Below are 19737 nucleotides of genomic sequence, written 5' to 3'. Positions count from 1 at the left end.
ATTTTCTTCGGAACGTGGTATTTTTTCAGCACTTTTTGCGAAACTCCAGACAAAATGACGCCCCCACCCGGAGGTCGGCGACGCGCGTTGTTCCCCGGCCCGGTTCCGGGCGCGGAGCTTTGGAGCGTCCTGGATTGGTCCAGCGTGTTTCCGGCGCGCCCGCTTCCCGGCACGCCTGGACGTTTTGCCGGAAACGTGTACGAAAAGCCGGACGCCGGACAGTACATCAGAGGTGGATATGGACTTCCTGGTTTCGATGCCCGTTGGGCTCCCCGCACTGGCGGCGGCGCTGGCGCTTGTCCCGGGGACGCGTCCGCGCGGGCCGGTCGTGTGTTGCGCCGTCGCGCTGCTGGCCGCGGCGGGGCTCGGGCTGGCCTGGCGTTCGGGCTGGGCGCATGTGCCGCCCACCTTCGGGGGCGCGTCCCTTACCCGGGCGGCCATCGGGGTCGATCTCCTTCTGCTGGCCGGAATCGCGTTCGCGGCCGTGGTCCGCACGAAGGACGCCGCTTCCGGCGTCCTGGCCGCCGTACAGGCGGCGGTGCTGTTCACCCTGACCCGGTCGGGCGGATGGGATTTCGCAAGCGCCGCGCCCGGCCTGGTCGCCGGTCCTCTCTCGCGCGTGGCGGTCTTGGTCGTCTCCCTGGTGGGGGGGCTCGCGGTCGTGTGCGCCCTGGGAACCATGCCGGACCGTGAGAGGCGTCTGGGCCTGGTCGGGAGCCGGCAACCCCGATTTTTCTTCTTCCTCCTGCTGTCGCTCGCGGCGGCCAACGGGGTGATGCTGTCGGACAACCTGCTGTGGTTGCACTGTTTCTGGGTCCTCTCCACCGTGTGCGCGGCGGCGCTGCTCGCCTACGACGGGGACGAGGGCGCCCGGCAAGGCGCCGTCCAGGCCCTGCGGACCAACCTGGCCGGCGCAACGGCCATGCTTTTGGGCCTGACCTTGCTGTACCGGGCGGGAGCGCCCCTTTCCGTCGGGGAGTTGGTCGATGCGGGATCGGGCGCGGTCCAAGTTCGTCTCCTGCTTCCCCTGTTCCTGTTGTGCGCGGCCGGCTTGGCCGCGTCGGCCCAGGTCCCCTTGCAGGGCTGGTTGTTCGAAGCCTCGTCGGCCCCGGCTCCGGCCCTGGCCCTGGTGCACTGCGCCACCCTGGCGCCGGCCGGAGCCTTTCTGGCGCTTCGGCTGTGCCCGGCCTTTCAGGGAACCATGCTCTCGGGCCTGCTCGGTCTGGCCGGGGCCTTCACCTTCCTTGCCGCTTCCACCCTGGCTGTGGGCCAAACCGACGCCGGCAGGACCCTGGTCCGATCCACCGCCGCGGCCTTGGGGCTGGCGCTGGCCTGCGCTGGCATCAACACGGCGGCGGCGGTCACGGCCGGCCTATTGATCCTGATTTTCCACGCCGTGTCCAAGGCCCTTCTGTTCGTCTGCCTGGCGGTCATGGAGGAGAAAACCGGTCTGCGCGACGTGGCGGACATGGGCCGGCTCTTCGCCGTCATGCCGAGCACCGCGCTTGCCGCCCTGATCGGGGCGCTTTCCATGTTCCTGCCGCCGTTCGGTCTGGCCTTGGGCCTGTGGATGGCCCTGGAAGCCGCCACGGGCGCGCGGGCCATGCCGGTGCTCCTGCTGTTGGCCCTGGGGACCGGATTTTGGGTGCTGCTGTGGTCCCGCTGGGCCGGGGTGCTGCTGCGTTCCCTGCGTCTGGGCGATGCTCCCACGGAAACCCTGTCGCCCGCGGTGCGGGTCGCCCTGTCGCTCTTGGCGGGGGGCGCCGTCGCCCTGTCGCTGTGCTCTCCGCCGCTCTACACGGGGCTTGTCGTTCCGGCGGTGCGCGCCTCGCACAAGGCCGTGGCCTATGTGTTGCGGACATTCAACTTCGTGGGCGATCTGGGCGTGTTCCCGGTCTATCCCCTGTTTGTGGTGCTGGGACTGGGGGCGGTCGTGGCCTGGCGCGCCGCGGCGGCCCGGCCGGATGGGCCGGCAGAGAAACCGCGCCCGGAAGGAGCCATCGCGCACGAAGACGATATCCGGGTGGACGCCCCGCTGGCCCTGGACGGTCTTTTCGACGAAAACCGCCTGAGCGGTCCCATCAACACCGCGGGAATCGTCCTGCTGGCGGTCATGTTGGGCGCGGTGTGGGGAGGGCTGGTCTGATGCACAAGCTGCTTCTCGCCTGCGCGGCCCTGGTTCTGGCTCCCCTGGTCGGCGGGTTGGCCGTGGGCCTGGATCGCAAGATCGCGAGCCGGTTGCTTTCGGTAGCCGCTCCGCCTGTGTTGCAGCCGTTTTTCGAAGCGTTCAAGCTGGCGGCCAAGTCTCCGGCGACAGGCGAGCCGGGCCAGGTCTTCACGGCGTGGCTGCGCGCGACGTGTTCGGCCCTGGCCGTGTTTCTGCTCTTTCTGGGCTCGGACCTCCTGTTGGCCTGTTTCGTGTTCGCCGCCGGCGCGACGTTTTCCGCCATGGCCGGCGTCAGCTCCTCCTCGGTTTGGGACCGGGTTCGGGCGCGGGAAGCGTTGGCGGCCCAGCTTTCCTGGGGACCGCTGCTCATCCTGGTGGTGGCGTCCATGGCCGTGGTGGCGGGAAACTTCAAGGCCGCGTCCGTGTTTGCCCTGGACCGTCCCCTTCTGTATAGGCTGCCGCTGGCCTTCCCGGTGTTGGTGGGGGTTCTGGCCGTGAACCTGGGCAAGCCGCCCTTCGATTCCCGGCCGGACGATTCGGCGGGATTTTCCGGCCATGCCCGGGTGCTGTTCCATGTGGCCGGCTGGTATGACACGGTGTTTCTTTTCGGACTGTGCGCCCTGTTTTGGGCCGTGAGTCCCTGGGGCATGGCCGGCGTGGTGGCCGGTGTTTTCCTGTTCTTGGCCGTCCTGGGCGTGTCGGGCGCTCGCTTGACCTGGAAGGCCTCGCTTGGGCACGTCCTGGGCTGGGGGGTGACGCTTTCGGTCCTGAATCTTTTGTGGCTGTACGCCGCCTGACCGGCGCGCCGGAGATGTCCATGCGCATTTTCAAGAACTTTTTCGGCGCGCAGCGTCGCAAATCGCCCTGGGTGGTCCGTTTCGACTGCGGCGGGTGCAATGGGTGCTCGGTGGAGGCCCTTGTCGCCCTGAGCCCGCTCTTCGGCGGACAGCGGTTCGGCCTTTGCGAGACAAATTCCCCCGATCTGGCCGACATCCTTCTTGTCATGGGCGCTCCCGGTCCCCGCACGGCGGAAGGCCTGCGCGCCGTCCGCGACCGGATGCGCTCCCCCGGGGCCGTGGTGGCCGTGGGGGACTGCGCCTTGAACGGCGGACCCTTGCGCCAAGAGCGGGACGCGGCCGGCGGCGTGGGAACGGTCGTTTCCGTCGGGATCGGCGTCCCCGGCTGTCCCCCCCGGCCCGAAGCGGTGCTCAGGGGCGTGCTGCAAGCCCTGGAGACGTTCGACCCTCGGCCGCAAGGGACTTTTTGACCCTTTTTCGGGAACGCCGCATGCTCGACAACGAATGGCCTGTCGCCGTGGAAAGCCTCCTGCCCGAGGCCCGCAGGCGCCGCGAGGAAGGGCAGAGGTTTTTGGGCCTCACCGCTTTGCGCGCTTTCGGCGGGCAGGGGCTTGAGCTCCTGTACCACTTCGACGACGCCCTTGCGGCCAGTCATCTTCGCCTCGCGGTCCCGGACGGGGAGGCCACGCCTTCCCTGGCCGGCGTTTTTCCGGGCGTCGGACTGGACGAGGCCGATTGCCGGGACCGTTTTGGCATGGTCTTTTCCGGTGAACCGCATGCGGGTCCATCCGAAACCGGCGGCGTGAAGGTCGGGTGTCTCGCGCCGTTCGGCCAGGCGCTTGTGCGGGTGGAAGTCGAAGGGGCGCGGGTGGTCCGGGCCGAGCCGATCCGGGAACTCAACGGGCGCGACCCGGAGTCGGGCATGGAGTCCCGACCTCTCACGGAAGCCCTTCCCCTGGCGCGACGTCTCTGCGGGCTGTGCTCGTATGGACACGGCTTGTCTTTTTGTCTGGGGCTGGAAACGCTGTTGGGCGTGGCCGTGACGCCTCGGGCCGAAATGTTGCGAATTCTGTGGGCGGAACTCCATCGCGTGGCCTCCCATCTCTTCTGGATGGGCCGGATGGCCCGTTTCCTGGGCTTCGAACGCCTGTTTCTGCGCTGCCTGCGCCTTCGCGAGCGGGTCCTGGCCGTGCTGGAGGCGACCGCCGGGGACCGGATCATCGCCTCCGTGGTCATCCCCGGCGGCGTGGGCCGCGACATCGATCCCGAACGGATTGCCTGGCTCGCCCAAGAGGTCGCGGCCCTGGAGCGCGGCCTGCGCGGCCTGGAAAAGCCCCTGCTCGACGACTACGTGCTGAATCTGCGAACACGCGGCGTGGGGCTCCTCCCCCGGGAACAGGCCCGCGTTCTCGGAGCGGTCGGTCCCGTGCTTCGCGCCTCGGGGTGGGAGTGGGACATGCGGGCCTTGGGCTTGGCGGGCTATGGCCGCCTCGACTTCGCCCCGTGTTGCGAGCCGGATGGTGACGTGTACAGCCGCGTGCGGGTGCGCCTGCGCGAGGCGCTCGTCTCCTGCGACTTGGCGCGCCAATGTCTGGAGACGTTGCCCCCGGGCGAAATCGTCGTGCCGGTCGCTTTGGGACCGATCGACGCGGAGGCCTGGGTCCGGGTCGAACAGCCGCGCGGCGAGCAGTTCGTCTACCTGCGGGGACATGGCGGCCAGGCCCCGGGCCGAGTGCGTTTTCGAACCGCCAGCAGAGCCAACCTCGCGCCGACCCTGGCCGTACTGCCGGGCCTCGATGTCCAGGAAGCCGGCCTTGTCGCGCTTTCGATGGATCTGTGCCAGGCTTGCGCTTCAGGGTGAAAGAAACGGGGGCTGCACGCCCCCGCCCCCCCCCGCCAGGGGGAATGATTCCCCCTGGACCCCTCGGTTGCCTGCGGGAGGGGGGCCGGTCGCGCTCGGCGTCGGACTCGGCGCGAAAATGGGAAAACGGAGTTTGCAGGGGGTATGCCTCCCTGACCCGCGTAGAACGCGACTTTTTCGCGCGCATTTGCGGGGGGCCAGGGGCGGGCTCCGCCGCTGGCCGCCGGAGGCCTCTTCGTTTTCTACACGTCCCGGGGATCGCGTTTTTTGAGCCACTTCCAGGAGCGCATGCCGTGGACCATCTCCTGGAGCTTTCCCCCTCCGCCGCGCAGGAACAGGCGCACCGGGCCGACCAGGCCGCGACTGGCGAGCCAGTAAAGCCAGTGGCGCAGGCGTTTGGACCAGAGAAGCTCGGGATAGACGAGCCGGGCCAGGGCGTCGGCGTACACGGGGCCGGGGTCTTGTCCGGTGCGCAGGGCCTGGAGGCAGGCCTGCGCGGCCAGTTCGCCCGAACGCAGGGCGTAATAGATGCCTTCGCCCAGGAGCGGTTCCACGATGCCGGCGGCGTCTCCGGCCAGCAGGGTGCGTCCTTGCCAGGGGGCGGGCAGCCAGTTGCCGTAGGGCAGGGGGTGGGCCGAGGCGGGCAACCCATGGTTTTTGGGCAAGCCCAGGAAGGCGGTGAATTCGTCGAAGGCGGCCTGAAAGCGTCCGGGCGCGGCTTTGTAGAGTCCGCCCAGGCCGATGACGATTTCGTCGCGATGGGGAAAGGTCCAGGCGTAGCCGGCTTCGTAGAAGCCCGCATAGATGGTCGGAAAGTCGGCCAGCAGGTCTTCATGCAGGCCGCGTCGCCCGTCCAACCAGGCGCGGGGGATGGAAATTTCGGCTCCCATGCCCTGGTAGCGTCGCCAGGCTTCCGGGTCGAGGGAAAAGGCCCGGCGCACCTGGCTGAGCGCGCCGTCCGCGCCGATGAGGAACCGTCCTTGAAAGGTCGTTCCGTCTTTGGTGTGGACCGTGGCGGATTCGGGCAGGGCGCGGGTCACGCGTTGGTTTTCGACCAGTTCGGCCACGGCCGAGGCCTGACGCGCGCACCAGGCGTCGAAATCGAGGCGCGAGACGAAGTGGAAGGGATAGATCAGCGGCCCTTCGGTGAGCACGGCTCCCCGGTGTCGGATGCGGTAGCCGTGGCTTATGTGGTTGATGATGTCCTGGTCGATCAGGGACCGTATGGGCTGGCCGAAGATGCGCTCCACGGCCTTGACGGTCTTCCAGGTGAAGAGGCCGGCGCAGAGCTTGCGCCGGGGAAAGGCGGCCTTGTCCAGAAGAACGGCGCGCACTCCGGCCCGCCCCAGAACCGCGGCCGCGGCGGCTCCGGCCGGGCCGGCCCCGGCGATGATTACGTCGGCGTTTCGCATATTGCCCCCAAGGCTTGGGCCTGTTACCCGTTTGCGGGACCGGAAGCAACGTTTGGGAGGCCCCCGTGTCCTTGTCCGCCGTGGTGTTCGATTTCGACGGGACGCTTGCCCGCCCCGCCTTGGACTTTACGCTCATGAAGCATCGTTTGGCGGACCTGGCCCGCGCGCGCTTCGGCGATCCCCTGCCCGAGGTGGGCGGACCGGCCCTGGAGTGGATCGAGGCCGTGACCGCCGCCAGAACGCGGGAAGAAGCCCGGTCTTTTCGCGATCAGGCCCACGGCCTTATCGCGGACATGGAGCTGGAAGCCGCCGCGCGCACGAGCCTGTTTCCCTTCGTGCGCGACGTGCTCACCCGGCTCAAGAGCCTGGGCGCGGGCCTGGCCATCATCACCCGCAACATTCGCCGCTCGGTGGACATGGTGTTTCCCGATGTTCTCGACTTTGTGGACGCGGTGCTCACCCGCGAGGACGTGGCGGCGGTCAAGCCCGACCCGGCGCATCTTCTGGCCGCCTTGGCGGTGTTGGGCGTGCCGGCGGACCGGGCGCTCATGGTGGGCGACCACCCGCAGGACGTGCTGACGGCCAGACGGGCCGGAACGCTCAGCGCGGCGGTGACCAGCGGAGGCAACGATCCGGCGCGGCTTCGCCAGTCCGGGCCGGATTTTTTCGAGCCCGATGTGGCCGCGCTGGTGGACCGGCTGGTGCGCGAAGGGCGTTTCGCGAGTCAGGCCCGGGTGCGCCGGGCGGGGTGAGTCAAGGCCGGGAAATGCGTCGCGGAAGGCCGGGGACAACGCCCGTTCTCAGACGCGTCGCACCTCGGCCAGGGCGAAAAGGCCCATGCTCCTGGCGCGCAGTTCGAAGCGCAGGCCGTTGCGGCTGGAAAGAAAACCTTCCAATCCTCCCCGTTCCATGAACGTCTTGTAGCAGGCGTAGTGCTCCCGCCCGGCCAGGCGCTCCACGGCCCGGACCCCGAGGGAATCGCGCCCGGGCCGGTTCGCGCGTCCTTGCGGCGCCGCGTAGTCGGCCACCAGGATGCGGCCTTCCGGCGCGGTCACGCGCAGGGTTTCGGAAAAAATGGCTTGGGCCGTTTCCCAGGGCTTTTCGTGCAGGGCCAGGGTCACGCAGCACACGGCCACGGACGCGTCTGCCAGGGGCAGGCGCGCGGCGTCGGCCAGAAACACCCGCCCCGGCGCGCGGCGTCCGGCCCTGGCCAGCATGGCCGGGGAAAGATCCGTGCCGAAACCGGTCCGACCCATGGCGTGAAAGGAGCGAAACTGCGCGCCCGTGCCGCAACACACGTCCAGCAGCGGTCCGCTCCGGGCGGCCCGGGCGGCCCATACGGCCATGTCGCGGCGCAAGGCGCGCAGAAAGGGCGACGTGAACGGGTCGTAGAGCGGGGCCATCCAGGCGTATTCGTCGGGAGGGCGGCCTTGGCCGGAGGGCGCGCTCATGCCGATTGCCTGGAGCGTCCCCTGCGTCCGGTGAGGTCGGCCAGGTGGGCCAAACGCGCGGCCAGTTCCGGGGAAAAAGCCTCGTCCCGGCAGCGCCAACTCCAGTTTCCGTCGGCCAGGGAGGGCATGTTCATGCGTCCCGAGGCGTCCAGGCCCAGAAGGTCCTGCATGGGCACCACGGCCAGGCGCGACACGCTCTGGTAGGCCATGCGGATGAGCGACCAGGCTGCGTCCTCGGCGGCGATCTCGCGGCCCAGGTACTCGCGCAGCACGGCGCGTCCGGTTTCGCCGGCGTCGTGTTCGAACCAGCCCCGGGTCGTGTTGTTGTCGTGGGTTCCGGTATAGACCACGCTTTCGGGAACGTGATTGTGCGGGGCGTCCACGTTGTCGCCCACGCCCGGGCCGAAGGCGAATTGCAAGACCTTCATGCCGGGAAAACCGAATCCGTCGCGCAGTTCGCGCACGTCCGGGGTGATGACGCCCAGGTCCTCGGCCAGAATGGGCAGCGTGGCGAAGTGGGTGTGCAGAGTCTTGAAGAGTTCGACCCCGGGCGCGTCGACCCAGCGGCCCTTGACCGCGGTCTTTTCCTCGGCGGGAATTTCCCAGTAGCCGGCAAAGCCGCGAAAGTGATCCAGGCGCACGAAGTCGAACAGGGTGAAGTTGCGCGCCAAGCGCTTGATCCACCAGGCAAAGCCCTGGCGGATATGGGCGTCCCAGTCGTAGACCGGGTTGCCCCAGCGCTGGCCGGTCTCGCTGAAATAGTCGGGCGGCACTCCGGCCACGAAAAGCGGCGTGCCGTCTGGCCCCAGCTTGAAAAGCGATTGGTTGGTCCAGACGTCGGCGCTGTCCTGGGTGACGTAGATGGGCGCGTCGCCGATGACCAGAATGTCGCGTTCGGCCAGGACGCGGCGCAGGGCGCGCCATTGGCTGTCGAAGAGAAACTGGACGAATCGGGTGTGCAGCACCCGGTCCGCCAGGGTCCTGCGGCGTTCGGCCAGGGCTTCGGGGTCGCGGTCGCGCAATTCGGGCGGCCACAGCCACCAGGGCAGCCCGCCGAGGGATTCCTTGATGGCCCGGAACAGGGCGAAGTCGTCCAGCCAGAAGGACTGGGTGCGGCAAAATTCGGCAAAGAGCGCGTTGGCGGACAGGCTGTCGGCCAGATGGGCGAAAGCCAGGTCGAAGAGGCGCTCCTTGAAGGCCTGGGCGCCGGAGAAGTCGGCCCGGTCAGGATCGGGGCGCGCGTGGTCGGCCAGATGGGCGGGGTCGAGCCAGCCGTCGGCCGCCATGGCTTCGGGGCTTATGAGCAGGGGGTTGCCCGCGAAGGCGGAGTCGCTCGAATAGGGCGAGTTGCCGATGAAGGGCGACGTGGGAGTGAGAGGCAGGATCTGCCAGACGCTCTGTCGGGCCTGGTGCAGAAAATCCGCGAAACGCACGGCTCCGGGGCCGAGGTCGCCCACCCCGAAGGGGGAGGGGAGGCTGGTGATGTGAAGCAAAACGCCGCATCCGCGTCTGTGCATGGAGACTCCTTGCGAAAAAGTGCCGGCCCGGCGTGGAACCGGCCGGGTCGGTCAGTGGTTGCCGAAAGCTGTCCGCGTGTCAATCCCGGCCTGTGCCGGGGGCGTCGTCTTGCCGGCGGTCGGCCTCGCTGGCCAGGGCTTCCAGGCGGGGAAGCAGGCGTTCGGTCAGGGCCAGGGTGTTGCGCAACACGGTGGTGCGGCCTCGACGGGCCTTGTCGCGCGCGGCCATGGCCTGGTCGACTTCGGTCCGGGCCATGGCGCTTTGGCGCGCGAGGGACAGCCGGGCGCGTTCGGGCGTGACGCGTCCGCTGGCCACCAGGTGGGCCAGGGCGAAGGCGAAGGGCAGGTCCATGTGCGCGCCGCGAAAGCATTCGGTCATGACCTGGGCCAGGGAGGGCAGGCCGGGAAACTCCGACACGCGCCGAACGTGGAAGAGCAGAAAGAGCGAGTCCTCGGCCAGAACGTTCTGGCGGCGCTTGAGCGCGTCGCGCATGGCTTCGTCCGTCAGGCGCCCGTCACGCCAGAACTCCGGGGCGTCCGGGGAGAAGCCGCAGGGGATCTTTTCGGCCAGGGCGTTCAGGGGCAGGTTCTGGAGCATTTCGGGAAAGAGCGCGTCCAGGGGAAATGTTTCGCACCCCAGCGGACGATTTTCGTAGATGGTGCAGGCGTTGTTTTCGTCCAGGGCCGGACAACGCGCGCCTTCGTCCGACCAGGACCCTATGGCGGCCGCGCCCACGTTCACGAACGTGGCCAGGCGATCGCCCGTGGATTTGAGTTTGCCGACCGAAAAGACCACGTCGCGGCTTTCCGGCCGGGACAGGCTGGCCTTGCGGAAGGCCAGGGTGGTGAGCAACTGGTCGTGGGTCAGGGGCAGGGCCGGCCGGTTCTTGGCAAAGTCGTCGATGTTCCAGGTCTCGACCCCGATGGTCAGCACGAGCAGGAAGCGATCATCGAAATGCAGGGCTTCTTCGAGTCCCAGGGGAATGGACGCGCGGCAGCAATGGCCGCAACGCGCACAGCGGAAACGGATGGCGGTCACTGGAAAATCCTTCAGGCTTGAGGTGGAGACGATTCCTCGGGCGCGGCCCGTCCGAAGGCCATGTGCGCGGCCGGTCCCAGTCCCAGGGCGCACAGGAGCGCCCCGGCGCAGGCCAGGGCGAAGGCCAGGCCCAGCGCGGCGCGAAAGCCGTGGGAAAAGGGGTCCGGGGCGTGGACGGAAAGGTTTCTGACCAGTTCGAACACGGCCGTGCCCACGGCCGCCCCGCAAACCAGTCCGATGTTGCGGGCCAGGGCCTGCACCGCGCCCACTTGGCCGGCCATGGAGGCCGGCGCGCAGGACATGACGATGTTGTTGTTGGGCGAGTTGAAGACGCCAAATCCCAGGCCCAGGATCATCTGGCCCAGGGAGACGCTCCAGAGGGGGCTCGCGGCGTTCAACCCGGACTGGTGGAACATGCCCATGGCCGTTAGGCTGAACCCGATCAGGGCCAGCAGGGCGGGATTGACGCGTTCCGAGGCATAGCCGGAAAGTGGCGCGGACAGGGCGGTGACCATGGGCGCCAGGGAGAGGATGAGCCCCATTTCGTGCGGCGCGAGCCGGAGTTGGTCGTGCAGGTAGAAGGGGAGCAGGATGGTGTTGAACATGGCGGCCATGTAGGCCAGCACGCAGGCCGCAAGCGAGGTGGTGAAGAGTCGGTTGCGAAACAGGGAGGGCGAGACCAGGGGGTGGGCGGCGCGCACCTCGCGCGCGAGAAACAGGGCCCCGAAGCCCAGGGTCAGCGCCAGGCACGCGCCGGATTCCGGGGAGAGCCATCCCCAGTCGTTGCCACCGCCCATGCCCAGGACCAGGGCGCACACGCTGACGGCGAAGAAGGTCGCGCCGGCCAGGTCCATGGGCTCGTTTCGCCGGGTGAGGCCCCGGGGCAGGTATTTGCCGGAAAAGATGAGGCCCATGATCCCGAAGGGGATGTTGATGAAAAAGATGGCCGGCCAGCCGAATCCGCCCAGGATGATGCCGCCCACGGCCGGGCCCACCAGGGACCCGATGGCCACCACCGTGGCCGTGAGCCCGAGCGCGCGGCCGCGCTGCGGCCCGGGAAAAGCGATGATGACGATGGCCGGAGCGGCGGCCATCATGACCGTGGCCCCCAGGCCCTGGGCGACGCGGGCCCCCACCAGGAGCCAGAGCCCGGTGGACAGGCCGCACAAGAGCGATCCCAGGGTGAAGACTCCCATGCCGATGCGAAAGAGGAGCCCCACGCCGATGGCGTCGCCGATTCGTCCGGAAAGGGGCAGCAGCATGCACACGGTCAGCAGGTAGGAGGAGACCGTCCATTGCACCAGGGAGACGTCCACGCCGAATTGGCCGGCTATGGTGGGCAGGGCCACGTTGACGATGCTGGCGTCCAGGGTGCCCATGAAGGTGGCCAGGGAACAGACGAGAAAGGCCAACCAGGGGTGTGGAACCAGGGGGTGGGGCTGGGCGGATTGTTTCGCGGCGGTTTCGCCTTCGTCCGGTTCCCCGGTTTCTGTCCGGCGCGCGGGTGTGGAGGGTGCGGCGAAGGGCGCGTCCTTGTCGGCCGGGCCGGGACTTTCCGGGGTCGTCGCCCGCGTGGCGGGGTTCCTGCCCGCCCGCTCGCAAATCGGCGGCGGAGCGGCGGGGTTCGTCGGTTCGGTTCCGGGCGGCAGGGGAGCGGCAGGCCCCGCCTGGCCCTCTCCGGCCGGTTTCCAGGGCGTCAGGCTGGGGTCCATGATCCAGCCCTCGAAGCGCACGGCTTCCTGGTCCAGGGTATGGGGACCCTGGGCGCAGGGATCGAATCCGGCCTTCAGGGCGGACTGGGCCCAGGCCGCCTGCACGGCGCAGACAAAGGCGTCGAGCAGGTCGCCGCCCCGGTCCTGTATCATGCGCTCGGCCTGTTCGGGCGTGTAGCGCACGCTGACGCCGTAGACGTGAGCCAGCTTGGGCGAAGCCAGGGAGTCCAGCAGCTTTTTGCGCCTGTCGGCCTGGTGGGCGGCCTTGGCCTTGTCGCTCTGCGATCCCTTGTATCCGTCCAGTCCGGCGAAATCCCTGGCGAAGACGCCGGGGTAGGTTTCGAACACCAAACGCGGGTCGCCGTTTGGCCGCACCGGGTGGATGTGGGCCGGGCTGCGCAGCAAGAGCCCGGCTCCGGCGTGGAACATGAGCCCCACGGGCGGCCTGTTCACGTGCTGGGGGCTTTCCGCGCCGCTCAAGGCGTCGGCGATGCGGCGGCGTTCCCGGATGGGTTTGCCGCTTCGTTTCGACGTGGTGGTGGGACAGCTTTCCAGAAACGCGACAAAGGCCTTGCGCTCCAGGGCGGTGGCGGCCTCGACGAATTCCGACCAGGTCAGCGGCCAGGCGGGAAGATTGTGCGCGCGGAAATGGTCAGGACATTCCCGGGCCAGCGAAGCCGGCTGGCCGAAGGGGAAATCCAGCCCCATGGCCCAGGGGCCCGGAGAGGCCAGCAGGTCGACCAGGGGGGCGAAGTTCCGCCAGGCATGGAACTCCTCCAGGGTGAGCGCGCCTTCGCGCAGGGTGCAACGGCAGACGGCCAGAAAAGCGTTCCTGCCCGGAGCGCTGGTGAAATCGACGCCGTAGACGGTGCGCACTCCGTCGGACCTCTAGGCCTTGGGCTTGAGGAACAGCGCGCCCAGGGGGGGCAGGGTGAGCCTCAGAGTGCAGGGCCGGTCCAGATAGGGTTCGGGCGTGGCCTCCACCTGTCCGGCGTTGCCTGTGTCGGTCCCGCCGTAGAGGGCCGCGTCGGAGTTGAGGAGTTCCTCCCACAAACCGGCCACGGGCACGCCCAGGGCGTAGTCCTTCCGGGGGACGGGCGTGAAGTTGAAGACCGCCAACACCCGTTCTTCAGGCGACTTGCCCAGGCGCATAAAGGCCAACACGCTCTGGTCGGCGTCGGCGAAATCCACCCATTCGAAGCCCTTCATGGAAAAATCGCGTTCGTGCAGGGCCGGCTCGCGTCTGTACAGAGCGTTGAGGTCCGCCACCCAGCGGGCCAGGCCGACGTGGCCGGGCACGTCCTGGAGATGCCATTCCACCTGGGCGTCGTGGTTCCACTCGGCGGGCTGGCCCCACTCCGCGCCCATGAAGAGCAGCTTCTTGCCCGGGTGACCCCACATGTAGCCGTAGAGCAGGCGCAGGCCGGCCAGCTTGCGCCAGGGGTCGCCCGGCATCTTGCCGTAGAGCGAGCCTTTGCCGTGCACCACCTCGTCATGGGAAAGCGGCAGCACGTAGTTTTCGTTGAAGGCGTACCAGATGGAGAACGAAAGCTGTCCGTGATGGTATTTGCGGAACACGGGATCGAGGCTCATGTAGCGCAGGGTGTCGTGCATCCAGCCCATGTTCCACTTCATGCCGAAGCCCAGCCCGCCCAGGTAGGGCGGACGGGTGACCAGGGGCCAGTCCGTGGACTCCTCGGCCGTGGTCTCGGTGCCGGGAAAGGTCGTATAGGCGGTTTCGTTGAGCTTGCGCAGAAAGGCGATGGCCTCCAGGTTCTCCTTGCCGCCGAAGACGTTGGGCACCCATTCGCCCTCGTTGCGGGAGTAATCCAGGTAGAGCATGCTGGCCACGGCGTCCACGCGCAGCCCGTCGGCGTGGAACTGGTCCAGCCAGTAGGCGGCCGACGAGAGCAGGAACGCCCGCACCTCGTTGCGCCCGTAGTTGAAGATGTAGCTTTTCCAGTCCGGGTGGTAGCCCTGGCGGGGGTCGGCGTGTTCGTAGAGGTGGGTGCCGTCGAAGTAGGCCAGGCCGTAGTCGTCCGCGGGAAAGTGCGAAGGCACCCAGTCGAGAATGACCCCGATGCCGGCTTGGTGCAGGGCGTCCACCAGGGTCATGAAGTCCTGGGGGGAGCCGTAGCGCGAACTGGGCGCGAAATAGCCCACGGTCTGGTAGCCCCAGGAGCCGTAGAAGGGGTGTTCCATCACCGGCAGGAACTCCACGTGGGTGAAGCCCATTTCGGTCAGGTAGACGGGCAGATCGCGGGCCAGTTCCAGGTAGGACAGGGAGTGCCAGGAGTCCTGATGGCGCTTCCACGATCCCAGGTGCATCTCGTAGATGGAGACGGGGGCGGAAAAGCCGTTGGCCTTGGGCCGATTTTCCATCCAGGCGGTATCGTTCCATTGAAAGGCGTCGTCCCAGACCACGGAGGCGGTCCTGGGCGGAATCTCCCAGGAGCGGGCGAAGGGGTCGCCCTTTTCCACGACGTAGCCGTAGTACTTCGAGGCCACGAAATACTTGTAGACCTCTCCGTGGCCCACGCCCGGCACAAAGCCCTCCCAGATGCCCGAGCCGTCCAGGCGCACGCTCAAGGGGTGGGCCTCGCGGTCCCAGCCGTTGAAGTCGCCGATGACCGTCACCTGGCGCGCGTTGGGCGCCCACACGGAAAACAGCGTGCCGGTCTGGCCTTGGTGGGTGATCGTGTGGGAGCCCAGCTTTTCGTAAAGCCGGCTGTGGCTGCCTTCCTTGAAAAGATAAATGTCGTGATCGGTGAACAGGCTGACGCCGTGGCGGACAGGTCCGGCCATGTGGGGCTCCTTGGGATGGACGTTGGCAAACGGCATACTAGCCCGAGTTGCGCCTTGCGGTAAAGAGCGGGGGAGGGCCGCCGAATCGCCCGAGGCGCCTCAGTCCCGTTTGACCCAGGCCGGCACGTGGACGCGAGCGTCGCGCATGGCCTTGTCCGCCTGGCGGCTGCCGGGGTGCAGGGTTTCGAGCAGGCTCCAGTAGGCCGGGGAGTGGTTGAGGTGACGGGTGTGGGCCAGCTCGTGGTCGATGACGTAGGCCGTGAGCGGCCGGGGCAAAAAGAGCAGGGCCGCGTTCAGGTTGATGACCCCCTTGGCCGAACAACTGCCCCAGCGCGTGCGTTGCAGGCGCACGCCCATTCCCGAATAGCCCAGGCCCAGTTCACCGGCCCGTCGGTCCAGCCAGGGAGCCAGCTCGCTTCGGGCCTGGCGCAGGAGCCAGGTTCGCAGGGACTCGGCCACGGCCGCGCGGTCCGCGATGTCGCCCCGCACTTCCAGGGTTTCGGCGGGGTCCGCGTCTTGGCCGCGAGCGGGGTCCGGGCCGCAGGGCGCACCGGGATTTTCGCCCGGCGTCCGGCTTGCGGACCCCTGCGGGGACCTGTCCGGCCACGGCTGGGCTCCGGTCGTCAGGCTCACCACCCGCACGCCCGCGCGGGCGTCGGCCCGGTAGCGCACCCGTACCAGGCGGGATACGGCCCGCAGGCGCATTTCCGCCGGCGGTTCGGGAGGACCGGCCGGGGCCGCGAGGCCGGGGGTCTTCCAGGCGGGGTCCAGGTGCTTTTCGATCCAGTCCAGACGCTGGATCAGCAACGGCTCCACCCGGTCGAGGTCGAACCCGGCCGGGGCCACGACGGTGAGCCCTTCCCCGGGTTTGATGACCAGGCGGACGCGCCTGGCCCGGGCGGAGACACGGACGCTATACGGAGGCAGCTTCACGCCCGCGAGTATGCGGATTTCGTCCGAGCGTGTCAAAGCGCTTGCGGGGCGGGACACTGCGGCCCTTGAAATGGACAGGCGTCCCGGTCTTGGGTAGAAGAAGTCCATGCCGCAATACGGCCCGCAACAAAAGGCGGGCGAAGGATTCCGAAAAACATGCCGGGCGAAATCGAGCGCAAAATCTACGTCGACACTTTTTTCGCCCGGCAGCCCATTTTCGACGCCAAACGCAAGGTTTTCGGCTACGAACTGCTCTATCGGCGCGACGCGAACGCCACCGTGGCGGACATTCGCGACAAGGACGCCGCCACCCTGAGCGTCATTTCGACGGCTCTGGTTTCTTCCCACGCCGACACGCTGGGCCGCATGGTGGCCATTCACTTTTCCCATGCGGCCATTTTGTCCGAGATGCCCCTGGCCCTGCCCGCCCAGACCACCTTGGCGGAGGTGGACCCCGTGTTTCAGGCGTCCCAGGCCCTGCTCAAGTCCCTGAAAACCCTGCGCGCCCAGGGCTACACCCTGGCCGTAAGCGGCTACCGGGCCGGCGAGTGCGATCCGGCCCTGATCGGCTGTGTGGACATCGTGTTCATGGACATTCTCGGCAAAAGCCAGGCCGAACTGTCCGGACAGGTGCTCTCCCTGGCCGGAAGCGAACGGGTGCTGGCCGCCAAGCGCGTGGAAGACCAGGAGGCCTTCAACCAGGCCAAGCGGCTGGGATTTACGCTCTTTCAGGGCTTTTTTTTCGAAAAGCCCGTGCTGGTGCCCGGGCGCACGATCCAGACGGGCAAGGCGGCCAGGCTTTCCCTGCTGGCCGCCCTGGAACGCCCGGACATGGACGTGGCCGCCCTGGCCCAGGCCATCGAGTCCGACGTGTCGCTGAGTTATCGCCTGCTCACGTTCATCAATTCCGCGGCGTTCGGGCTTCGCCACAAGATCCACTCCATTCGCCACGCGGTCACCATGTTGGGCTGGCGCAAGATGAAACGCTGGCTCTGGATGGTGGTGCTGTCCGACATCACCTCCAAGGACAAGGGGAGCGAACTTTCCGTGGTCAGCGCCATCCGGGCCAAGTTCCTCGAACTGACCGCCCACGGGCACGATCCGGCGCGTTTCGACCCGGACGCCATGTTTCTCATGGGGCTGTTTTCCCTGCTTGAACCCATGCTGGACACCCCGATGATCGAGCTGGTATCCTATCTGCCGTTGGAAAAGGACATCATTGACGCCCTCTGCGGCCATGACAACCCCTTCGCCGACTGGCTCAAGACCGCGCAGTGCTTCGAAACCGGAGAGTGGGGGAGCCTGGACGCGTTGACCCGCAAACTGGGACTCGATACCGTCAAGGCGGCCAGCGCGTATTGTGAAGCCCTGGTGTGGGCGAAATCCCTGTACGAACAGCCCGACTAGGGTAATCATCAATCGGAGGAACGCATGCGCAAACTGCTGTTGGTCGCCTTTGTCGTACTGGCCTTTGCCGGCGAAAGCTTCGCCGCCGAGAAATGGATCAACTTCGTCAACAGGGCCGACGTGGACATTCGCGGCCTGTATCTCGCCCCGGCGGGAACCGATCAGTTCTCCGACGACCTGTTGCTCAGGAGAAAGCTCAAGGTCGGGCGCGCCACCAAGCTTTCCGTGCCCCACGACCGGGGCAGCTGCCAGTGGGACATCAAGTACATGGGCCCCAAACGCATGACCTTCGTCATCCGGGACGTGGACATATGCAAGGCCGTGGAGATCCAGCTGTTCCTCAAGGACGGCAACGCCTGGGCCAACATCAAATAGCGACCCCTTGGTGCGCAATCCCTCTGCGCCGGGGGCCGCTCCCCCGGCGCGACATTCCATGAGTGCCCCGCAATCCGCCGCGTTGACCGTCTCCTACGTTCGCTCCCTGGGCGAGGTGCGCCCCGAGGAGTGGAACGCCCTGGAAGGCGCGCGCCTGCCCTTTCTCAACCACCACTGGCTCCACCTGTTGGAAACTTCGGGCAGCATTCGTCCTCAGACCGGATGGCTTCCCCTGCACTGCCTGGTGCGCCGGGACGGTCGGCTCGTGGCCGCGGCCCCTCTCTATCTCAAGGGGCACGGCCAGGGCGAATTCGTCTATGACGCCCTGTGGGCCGACGTGGCCACCCGGCTGGGGGTGTCCTATTATCCCAAACTGGTGGCGGCCAGTCCGCTCACACCCGTGAGCGGTTATCGCTTCCTCTTCGCTCCGGGCGAGGATCAGGCCCATCTGACCACCCTCATTCTCCAGGCCATGCTTCGGCTGAGCCAGGCCAACGAACTCTCCGGCCTGCACCTGCTTTTCGTGGCGAAACCCCTGCTCGACGCCTTGCGTCCCCTGGAACTGGGAACCTGGCGTCACCAGGGATTTCTCTGGAAAAACGCCGGATACCAAACTTTCGCCGACCACCTCGCCGATTTTCGCTCCGGGGCTCGCAAAAACGTGCTCCATGAACGACGCGCCCTGGCCGCCTCGGGAGTCGACGTGCAAATGGTGGAAGGCCCCGACGTTCCGGCCGACTGGTTCGCCCTCATGTACGACTACTACTCCTCCACCAATGACAAGTTCGGCGCCTGGGGCTGCAAGTACCTGACGCGCGAATTCTTTCTCGGCCTGGCGCGGCCGGAACTGGCCACCTTTCTCGTGCTCGGCGCGGCCTTTGTGCCGGAAGACGATCGGCCCGCGGCCCTGGCCCTTTTCGTCAAGAGCGACGACACGCTCTACGGCCGCTACTGGGGAGCCTCCCGGAATCTGGCCTTTCTGCATTTCGAGCTGTGTTATTACGCGCCCGTGGAATACGCCATTCGCCACGGCCTGCGCTTCTTTGATCCAGGCATGGGCGGCGAGCACAAGCCCCGGCGGGGATTTCGTTCGATCTGCTCCACCAGCCTGCACCATTTCTCCGACGCCCGCCTGACCGGAGTCTTCGACGCCAACATCGACCAGCTCAACACCATGACCTACGACCAGGTGGAAGAACTCAACGCCATGCTGCCCTACAGGAATCAGGAGCGCGGAGCATGAAACGCCTGGCGCTCGTCCTTTTCTGCCTGCTGTCGCTGTCGCCCCGAGTCCTCGCGGCCGCCACCACGACTCGGCAGCCCCAGGCGGTCAACGTGTCCGGTCAGCCAACCGCCCCGACAGCGGACGCCCTGGCGGATCAGGCCGTGCTCGACCTGCTCTTCACCGCGCAGGAGTTCCAGGCCCGGGGGGCGCTGGACGCCGCGCGGCAAACCGTCGTCCAGGCCCTGGAGAAAAGCCCGGGCGACACCTTCGCCGCCATTCGTCTGGCCCAGCTCGACGCCCTCGCGGGGAAGCCTGACAGCGCCCTGGCCCGTCTGGATACGGTGCTGGCGACTGACCCCGGAAACCTGCTCGCGGCGCTCTGGCAAGGGCACATTCTCTACGGACGGGGGCGGATCGACCAGGCGCGCCAGGCCTATGCCAAGGCGTTGAGTCTTTCCCCCACCAACGGATACGCGCATCTGGGCCTGGCCTGCTGCCTGCTGGCCGAAAACCGGGATAAAGCCGCCGTGGAAGAGTTGGCCAAGGCCCAGGCCCACGCGGGCGACGACCATATTCTGCACGCCCTGCTGGGCAAGGTCTTTTCCGGGCTGGGGCTCTGGGTAAACGCCCGCATGGAATTCGAACTCGCCCTGGAAACCAACCCCCGGCACGTGGACACGCTCGTGCGGGTGGGCGAGGTCTATCAGCGCCTGAACCTGCCCTCCCTGGCCCAAAACGCCTGGCGTCAGGCGTTGGCCCTGGAGCCCAAGAACCCCATGGCCCTGCATCACCTGCTCGCGGTTCTCGGCGACCAGGCCCTTGTTTTGCTTCAGCAGGGACACACCCGGGAGGCCGTCGTCACCTGGCGGCTCATGCTCACCTACGATCCCATCAATCCCCGCGCCCTGCATCACTTACGCGCCTTGCGCGGCAAGTAGCCCGAAAGACGAAACAGCCGTGAGACACGGGCAACGACGCTCTCGACGGTTTGGTCGGCGCCCCCGGGCTTGGCCAGGGGAGAGACGTTCTGGAACGC

At 67.5% G+C, this 19737-nt stretch carries 16 protein-coding genes; 9 read left to right on the top strand and 7 right to left on the bottom strand.

Going from position 1 to position 19737, the window contains the following annotated elements:
• The first annotated feature begins 238 nt into the window (after positions 1–238).
• The 4 genes from ACYQ01_RS07140 to ACYQ01_RS07125 are packed head-to-tail and all read left to right on the top strand — an operon-like array spanning position 239 to position 4825.
• Positions 239–2146: a proton-conducting transporter transmembrane domain-containing protein gene (locus ACYQ01_RS07140; RefSeq protein WP_459933142.1), complete on the top strand. Its 1908-nt coding sequence runs from the start codon at positions 239–241 to the stop codon at positions 2144–2146.
• Positions 2146–2964 carry an NADH-quinone oxidoreductase subunit H gene (locus tag ACYQ01_RS07135; RefSeq protein WP_459933141.1) on the top strand — a complete coding sequence of 273 codons (819 nt, stop codon included), beginning with the start codon at positions 2146–2148 and terminating at the stop codon, positions 2962–2964. Before ACYQ01_RS07140 ends, ACYQ01_RS07135 begins: the two co-directional genes overlap by 1 nt.
• Positions 2965–2984: 20 nt before the next feature.
• Complete coding sequence (locus ACYQ01_RS07130; protein WP_459933140.1) at positions 2985–3434, top strand: NADH-quinone oxidoreductase subunit B family protein; 450 nt, start codon at positions 2985–2987, stop codon at positions 3432–3434.
• A 20-nt stretch (positions 3435–3454) separates the two neighbouring features.
• On the top strand, positions 3455–4825 hold the full coding sequence (locus tag ACYQ01_RS07125; RefSeq protein WP_459933139.1) for an NADH-quinone oxidoreductase subunit D-related protein: 1371 nt from the start codon (positions 3455–3457) through the stop codon (positions 4823–4825).
• A 242-nt stretch (positions 4826–5067) separates the two neighbouring features.
• Here ACYQ01_RS07125 and ACYQ01_RS07120 read toward each other — a convergent pair whose 3' ends face one another.
• Entirely contained in the window at positions 5068–6237 is a 1170-nt protein-coding gene (locus tag ACYQ01_RS07120) for a geranylgeranyl reductase family protein (RefSeq protein ID WP_459933138.1), read from the bottom strand.
• Between the two features lie 65 nt (positions 6238–6302).
• Between ACYQ01_RS07120 and ACYQ01_RS07115 the strand changes: the two genes are divergently transcribed.
• Positions 6303–6989 carry an HAD family hydrolase gene (locus ACYQ01_RS07115; RefSeq protein ID WP_459933137.1) on the top strand — a complete coding sequence of 229 codons (687 nt, stop codon included), beginning with the start codon at positions 6303–6305 and terminating at the stop codon, positions 6987–6989.
• Between the two features lie 48 nt (positions 6990–7037).
• Here the strand turns inward: ACYQ01_RS07115 and ACYQ01_RS07110 are convergent, their stop codons facing one another.
• From ACYQ01_RS07110 to ACYQ01_RS07085, 6 genes are all read right to left on the bottom strand, one after another.
• A complete protein-coding gene (locus ACYQ01_RS07110) occupies positions 7038–7688 on the bottom strand; it encodes a class I SAM-dependent methyltransferase (RefSeq protein WP_459933136.1) in 651 nt (216 codons plus the stop codon).
• Positions 7685–9205 carry a 4-alpha-glucanotransferase gene (gene malQ, locus ACYQ01_RS07105; RefSeq protein WP_459933135.1) on the bottom strand — a complete coding sequence of 507 codons (1521 nt, stop codon included), beginning with the start codon at positions 9203–9205 and terminating at the stop codon, positions 7685–7687. Before malQ ends, ACYQ01_RS07110 begins: the two co-directional genes overlap by 4 nt.
• Positions 9206–9284: 79 nt before the next feature.
• Entirely contained in the window at positions 9285–10244 is a 960-nt protein-coding gene (locus ACYQ01_RS07100; protein ID WP_459933134.1) for a YkgJ family cysteine cluster protein, read from the bottom strand.
• A gap of 11 nt (positions 10245–10255) precedes the next feature.
• Positions 10256–12832 carry a DHA2 family efflux MFS transporter permease subunit gene (locus ACYQ01_RS07095; protein ID WP_459933133.1) on the bottom strand — a complete coding sequence of 859 codons (2577 nt, stop codon included), beginning with the start codon at positions 12830–12832 and terminating at the stop codon, positions 10256–10258.
• 12 nt (positions 12833–12844) lie between these two features.
• Positions 12845–14761 carry a 1,4-alpha-glucan branching protein GlgB gene (glgB, locus tag ACYQ01_RS07090; RefSeq protein ID WP_459933132.1) on the bottom strand — a complete coding sequence of 639 codons (1917 nt, stop codon included), beginning with the start codon at positions 14759–14761 and terminating at the stop codon, positions 12845–12847.
• A 99-nt stretch (positions 14762–14860) separates the two neighbouring features.
• The gene (locus ACYQ01_RS07085; RefSeq protein WP_459933131.1) at positions 14861–15730 is read right to left on the bottom strand and encodes a M48 family metallopeptidase; all 870 of its coding nucleotides are present in this window, start codon (positions 15728–15730) and stop codon (positions 14861–14863) included.
• 120 nt (positions 15731–15850) lie between these two features.
• Between ACYQ01_RS07085 and ACYQ01_RS07080 the strand changes: the two genes are divergently transcribed.
• Genes ACYQ01_RS07080 through ACYQ01_RS07065 form a run of 4 tightly spaced genes read left to right on the top strand, consistent with a single transcriptional unit; the run spans position 15851 to position 19639 of the window.
• The gene (locus ACYQ01_RS07080; protein ID WP_459933130.1) at positions 15851–17101 is read left to right on the top strand and encodes an EAL and HDOD domain-containing protein; all 1251 of its coding nucleotides are present in this window, start codon (positions 15851–15853) and stop codon (positions 17099–17101) included.
• Positions 17102–17125: 24 nt separating this feature from the next.
• A complete protein-coding gene (locus ACYQ01_RS07075; protein ID WP_459933129.1) occupies positions 17126–17476 on the top strand; it encodes a hypothetical protein in 351 nt (116 codons plus the stop codon).
• A gap of 58 nt (positions 17477–17534) precedes the next feature.
• The gene (locus ACYQ01_RS07070; RefSeq protein ID WP_459933128.1) at positions 17535–18719 is read left to right on the top strand and encodes a GNAT family N-acetyltransferase; all 1185 of its coding nucleotides are present in this window, start codon (positions 17535–17537) and stop codon (positions 18717–18719) included.
• Entirely contained in the window at positions 18716–19639 is a 924-nt protein-coding gene (locus ACYQ01_RS07065) for a tetratricopeptide repeat protein (RefSeq protein ID WP_459933127.1), read from the top strand. The genes ACYQ01_RS07070 and ACYQ01_RS07065 overlap by 4 nt, the downstream gene beginning before the upstream one ends.
• Positions 19640–19737: the final 98 nt, after the last annotated feature.

It is taken from the genome of Fundidesulfovibrio butyratiphilus (genome assembly GCF_054657235.1).
This window is presented reverse-complemented; position numbering and strand designations above follow the sequence as displayed.

Coding starts and splice junctions, on each gene's coding strand:
- ACYQ01_RS07110 (WP_459933136.1), bottom strand. CDS start 7,688: ATGAGCGCGCCCTCCGGCCAAGGCCGCCCTCCCGACGAATACGCCTGG.
- ACYQ01_RS07135 (WP_459933141.1), top strand. CDS start 2,146: ATGCACAAGCTGCTTCTCGCCTGCGCGGCCCTGGTTCTGGCTCCCCTG.
- ACYQ01_RS07070 (WP_459933128.1), top strand. CDS start 17,535: ATGAGTGCCCCGCAATCCGCCGCGTTGACCGTCTCCTACGTTCGCTCC.
- ACYQ01_RS07065 (WP_459933127.1), top strand. CDS start 18,716: ATGAAACGCCTGGCGCTCGTCCTTTTCTGCCTGCTGTCGCTGTCGCCC.
- ACYQ01_RS07120 (WP_459933138.1), bottom strand. CDS start 6,237: ATGCGAAACGCCGACGTAATCATCGCCGGGGCCGGCCCGGCCGGAGCC.
- ACYQ01_RS07130 (WP_459933140.1), top strand. CDS start 2,985: ATGCGCATTTTCAAGAACTTTTTCGGCGCGCAGCGTCGCAAATCGCCC.
- ACYQ01_RS07125 (WP_459933139.1), top strand. CDS start 3,455: ATGCTCGACAACGAATGGCCTGTCGCCGTGGAAAGCCTCCTGCCCGAG.
- ACYQ01_RS07075 (WP_459933129.1), top strand. CDS start 17,126: ATGCGCAAACTGCTGTTGGTCGCCTTTGTCGTACTGGCCTTTGCCGGC.
- malQ (WP_459933135.1), bottom strand. CDS start 9,205: ATGCACAGACGCGGATGCGGCGTTTTGCTTCACATCACCAGCCTCCCC.
- ACYQ01_RS07140 (WP_459933142.1), top strand. CDS start 239: ATGGACTTCCTGGTTTCGATGCCCGTTGGGCTCCCCGCACTGGCGGCG.
- ACYQ01_RS07080 (WP_459933130.1), top strand. CDS start 15,851: ATGCCGGGCGAAATCGAGCGCAAAATCTACGTCGACACTTTTTTCGCC.
- glgB (WP_459933132.1), bottom strand. CDS start 14,761: ATGGCCGGACCTGTCCGCCACGGCGTCAGCCTGTTCACCGATCACGAC.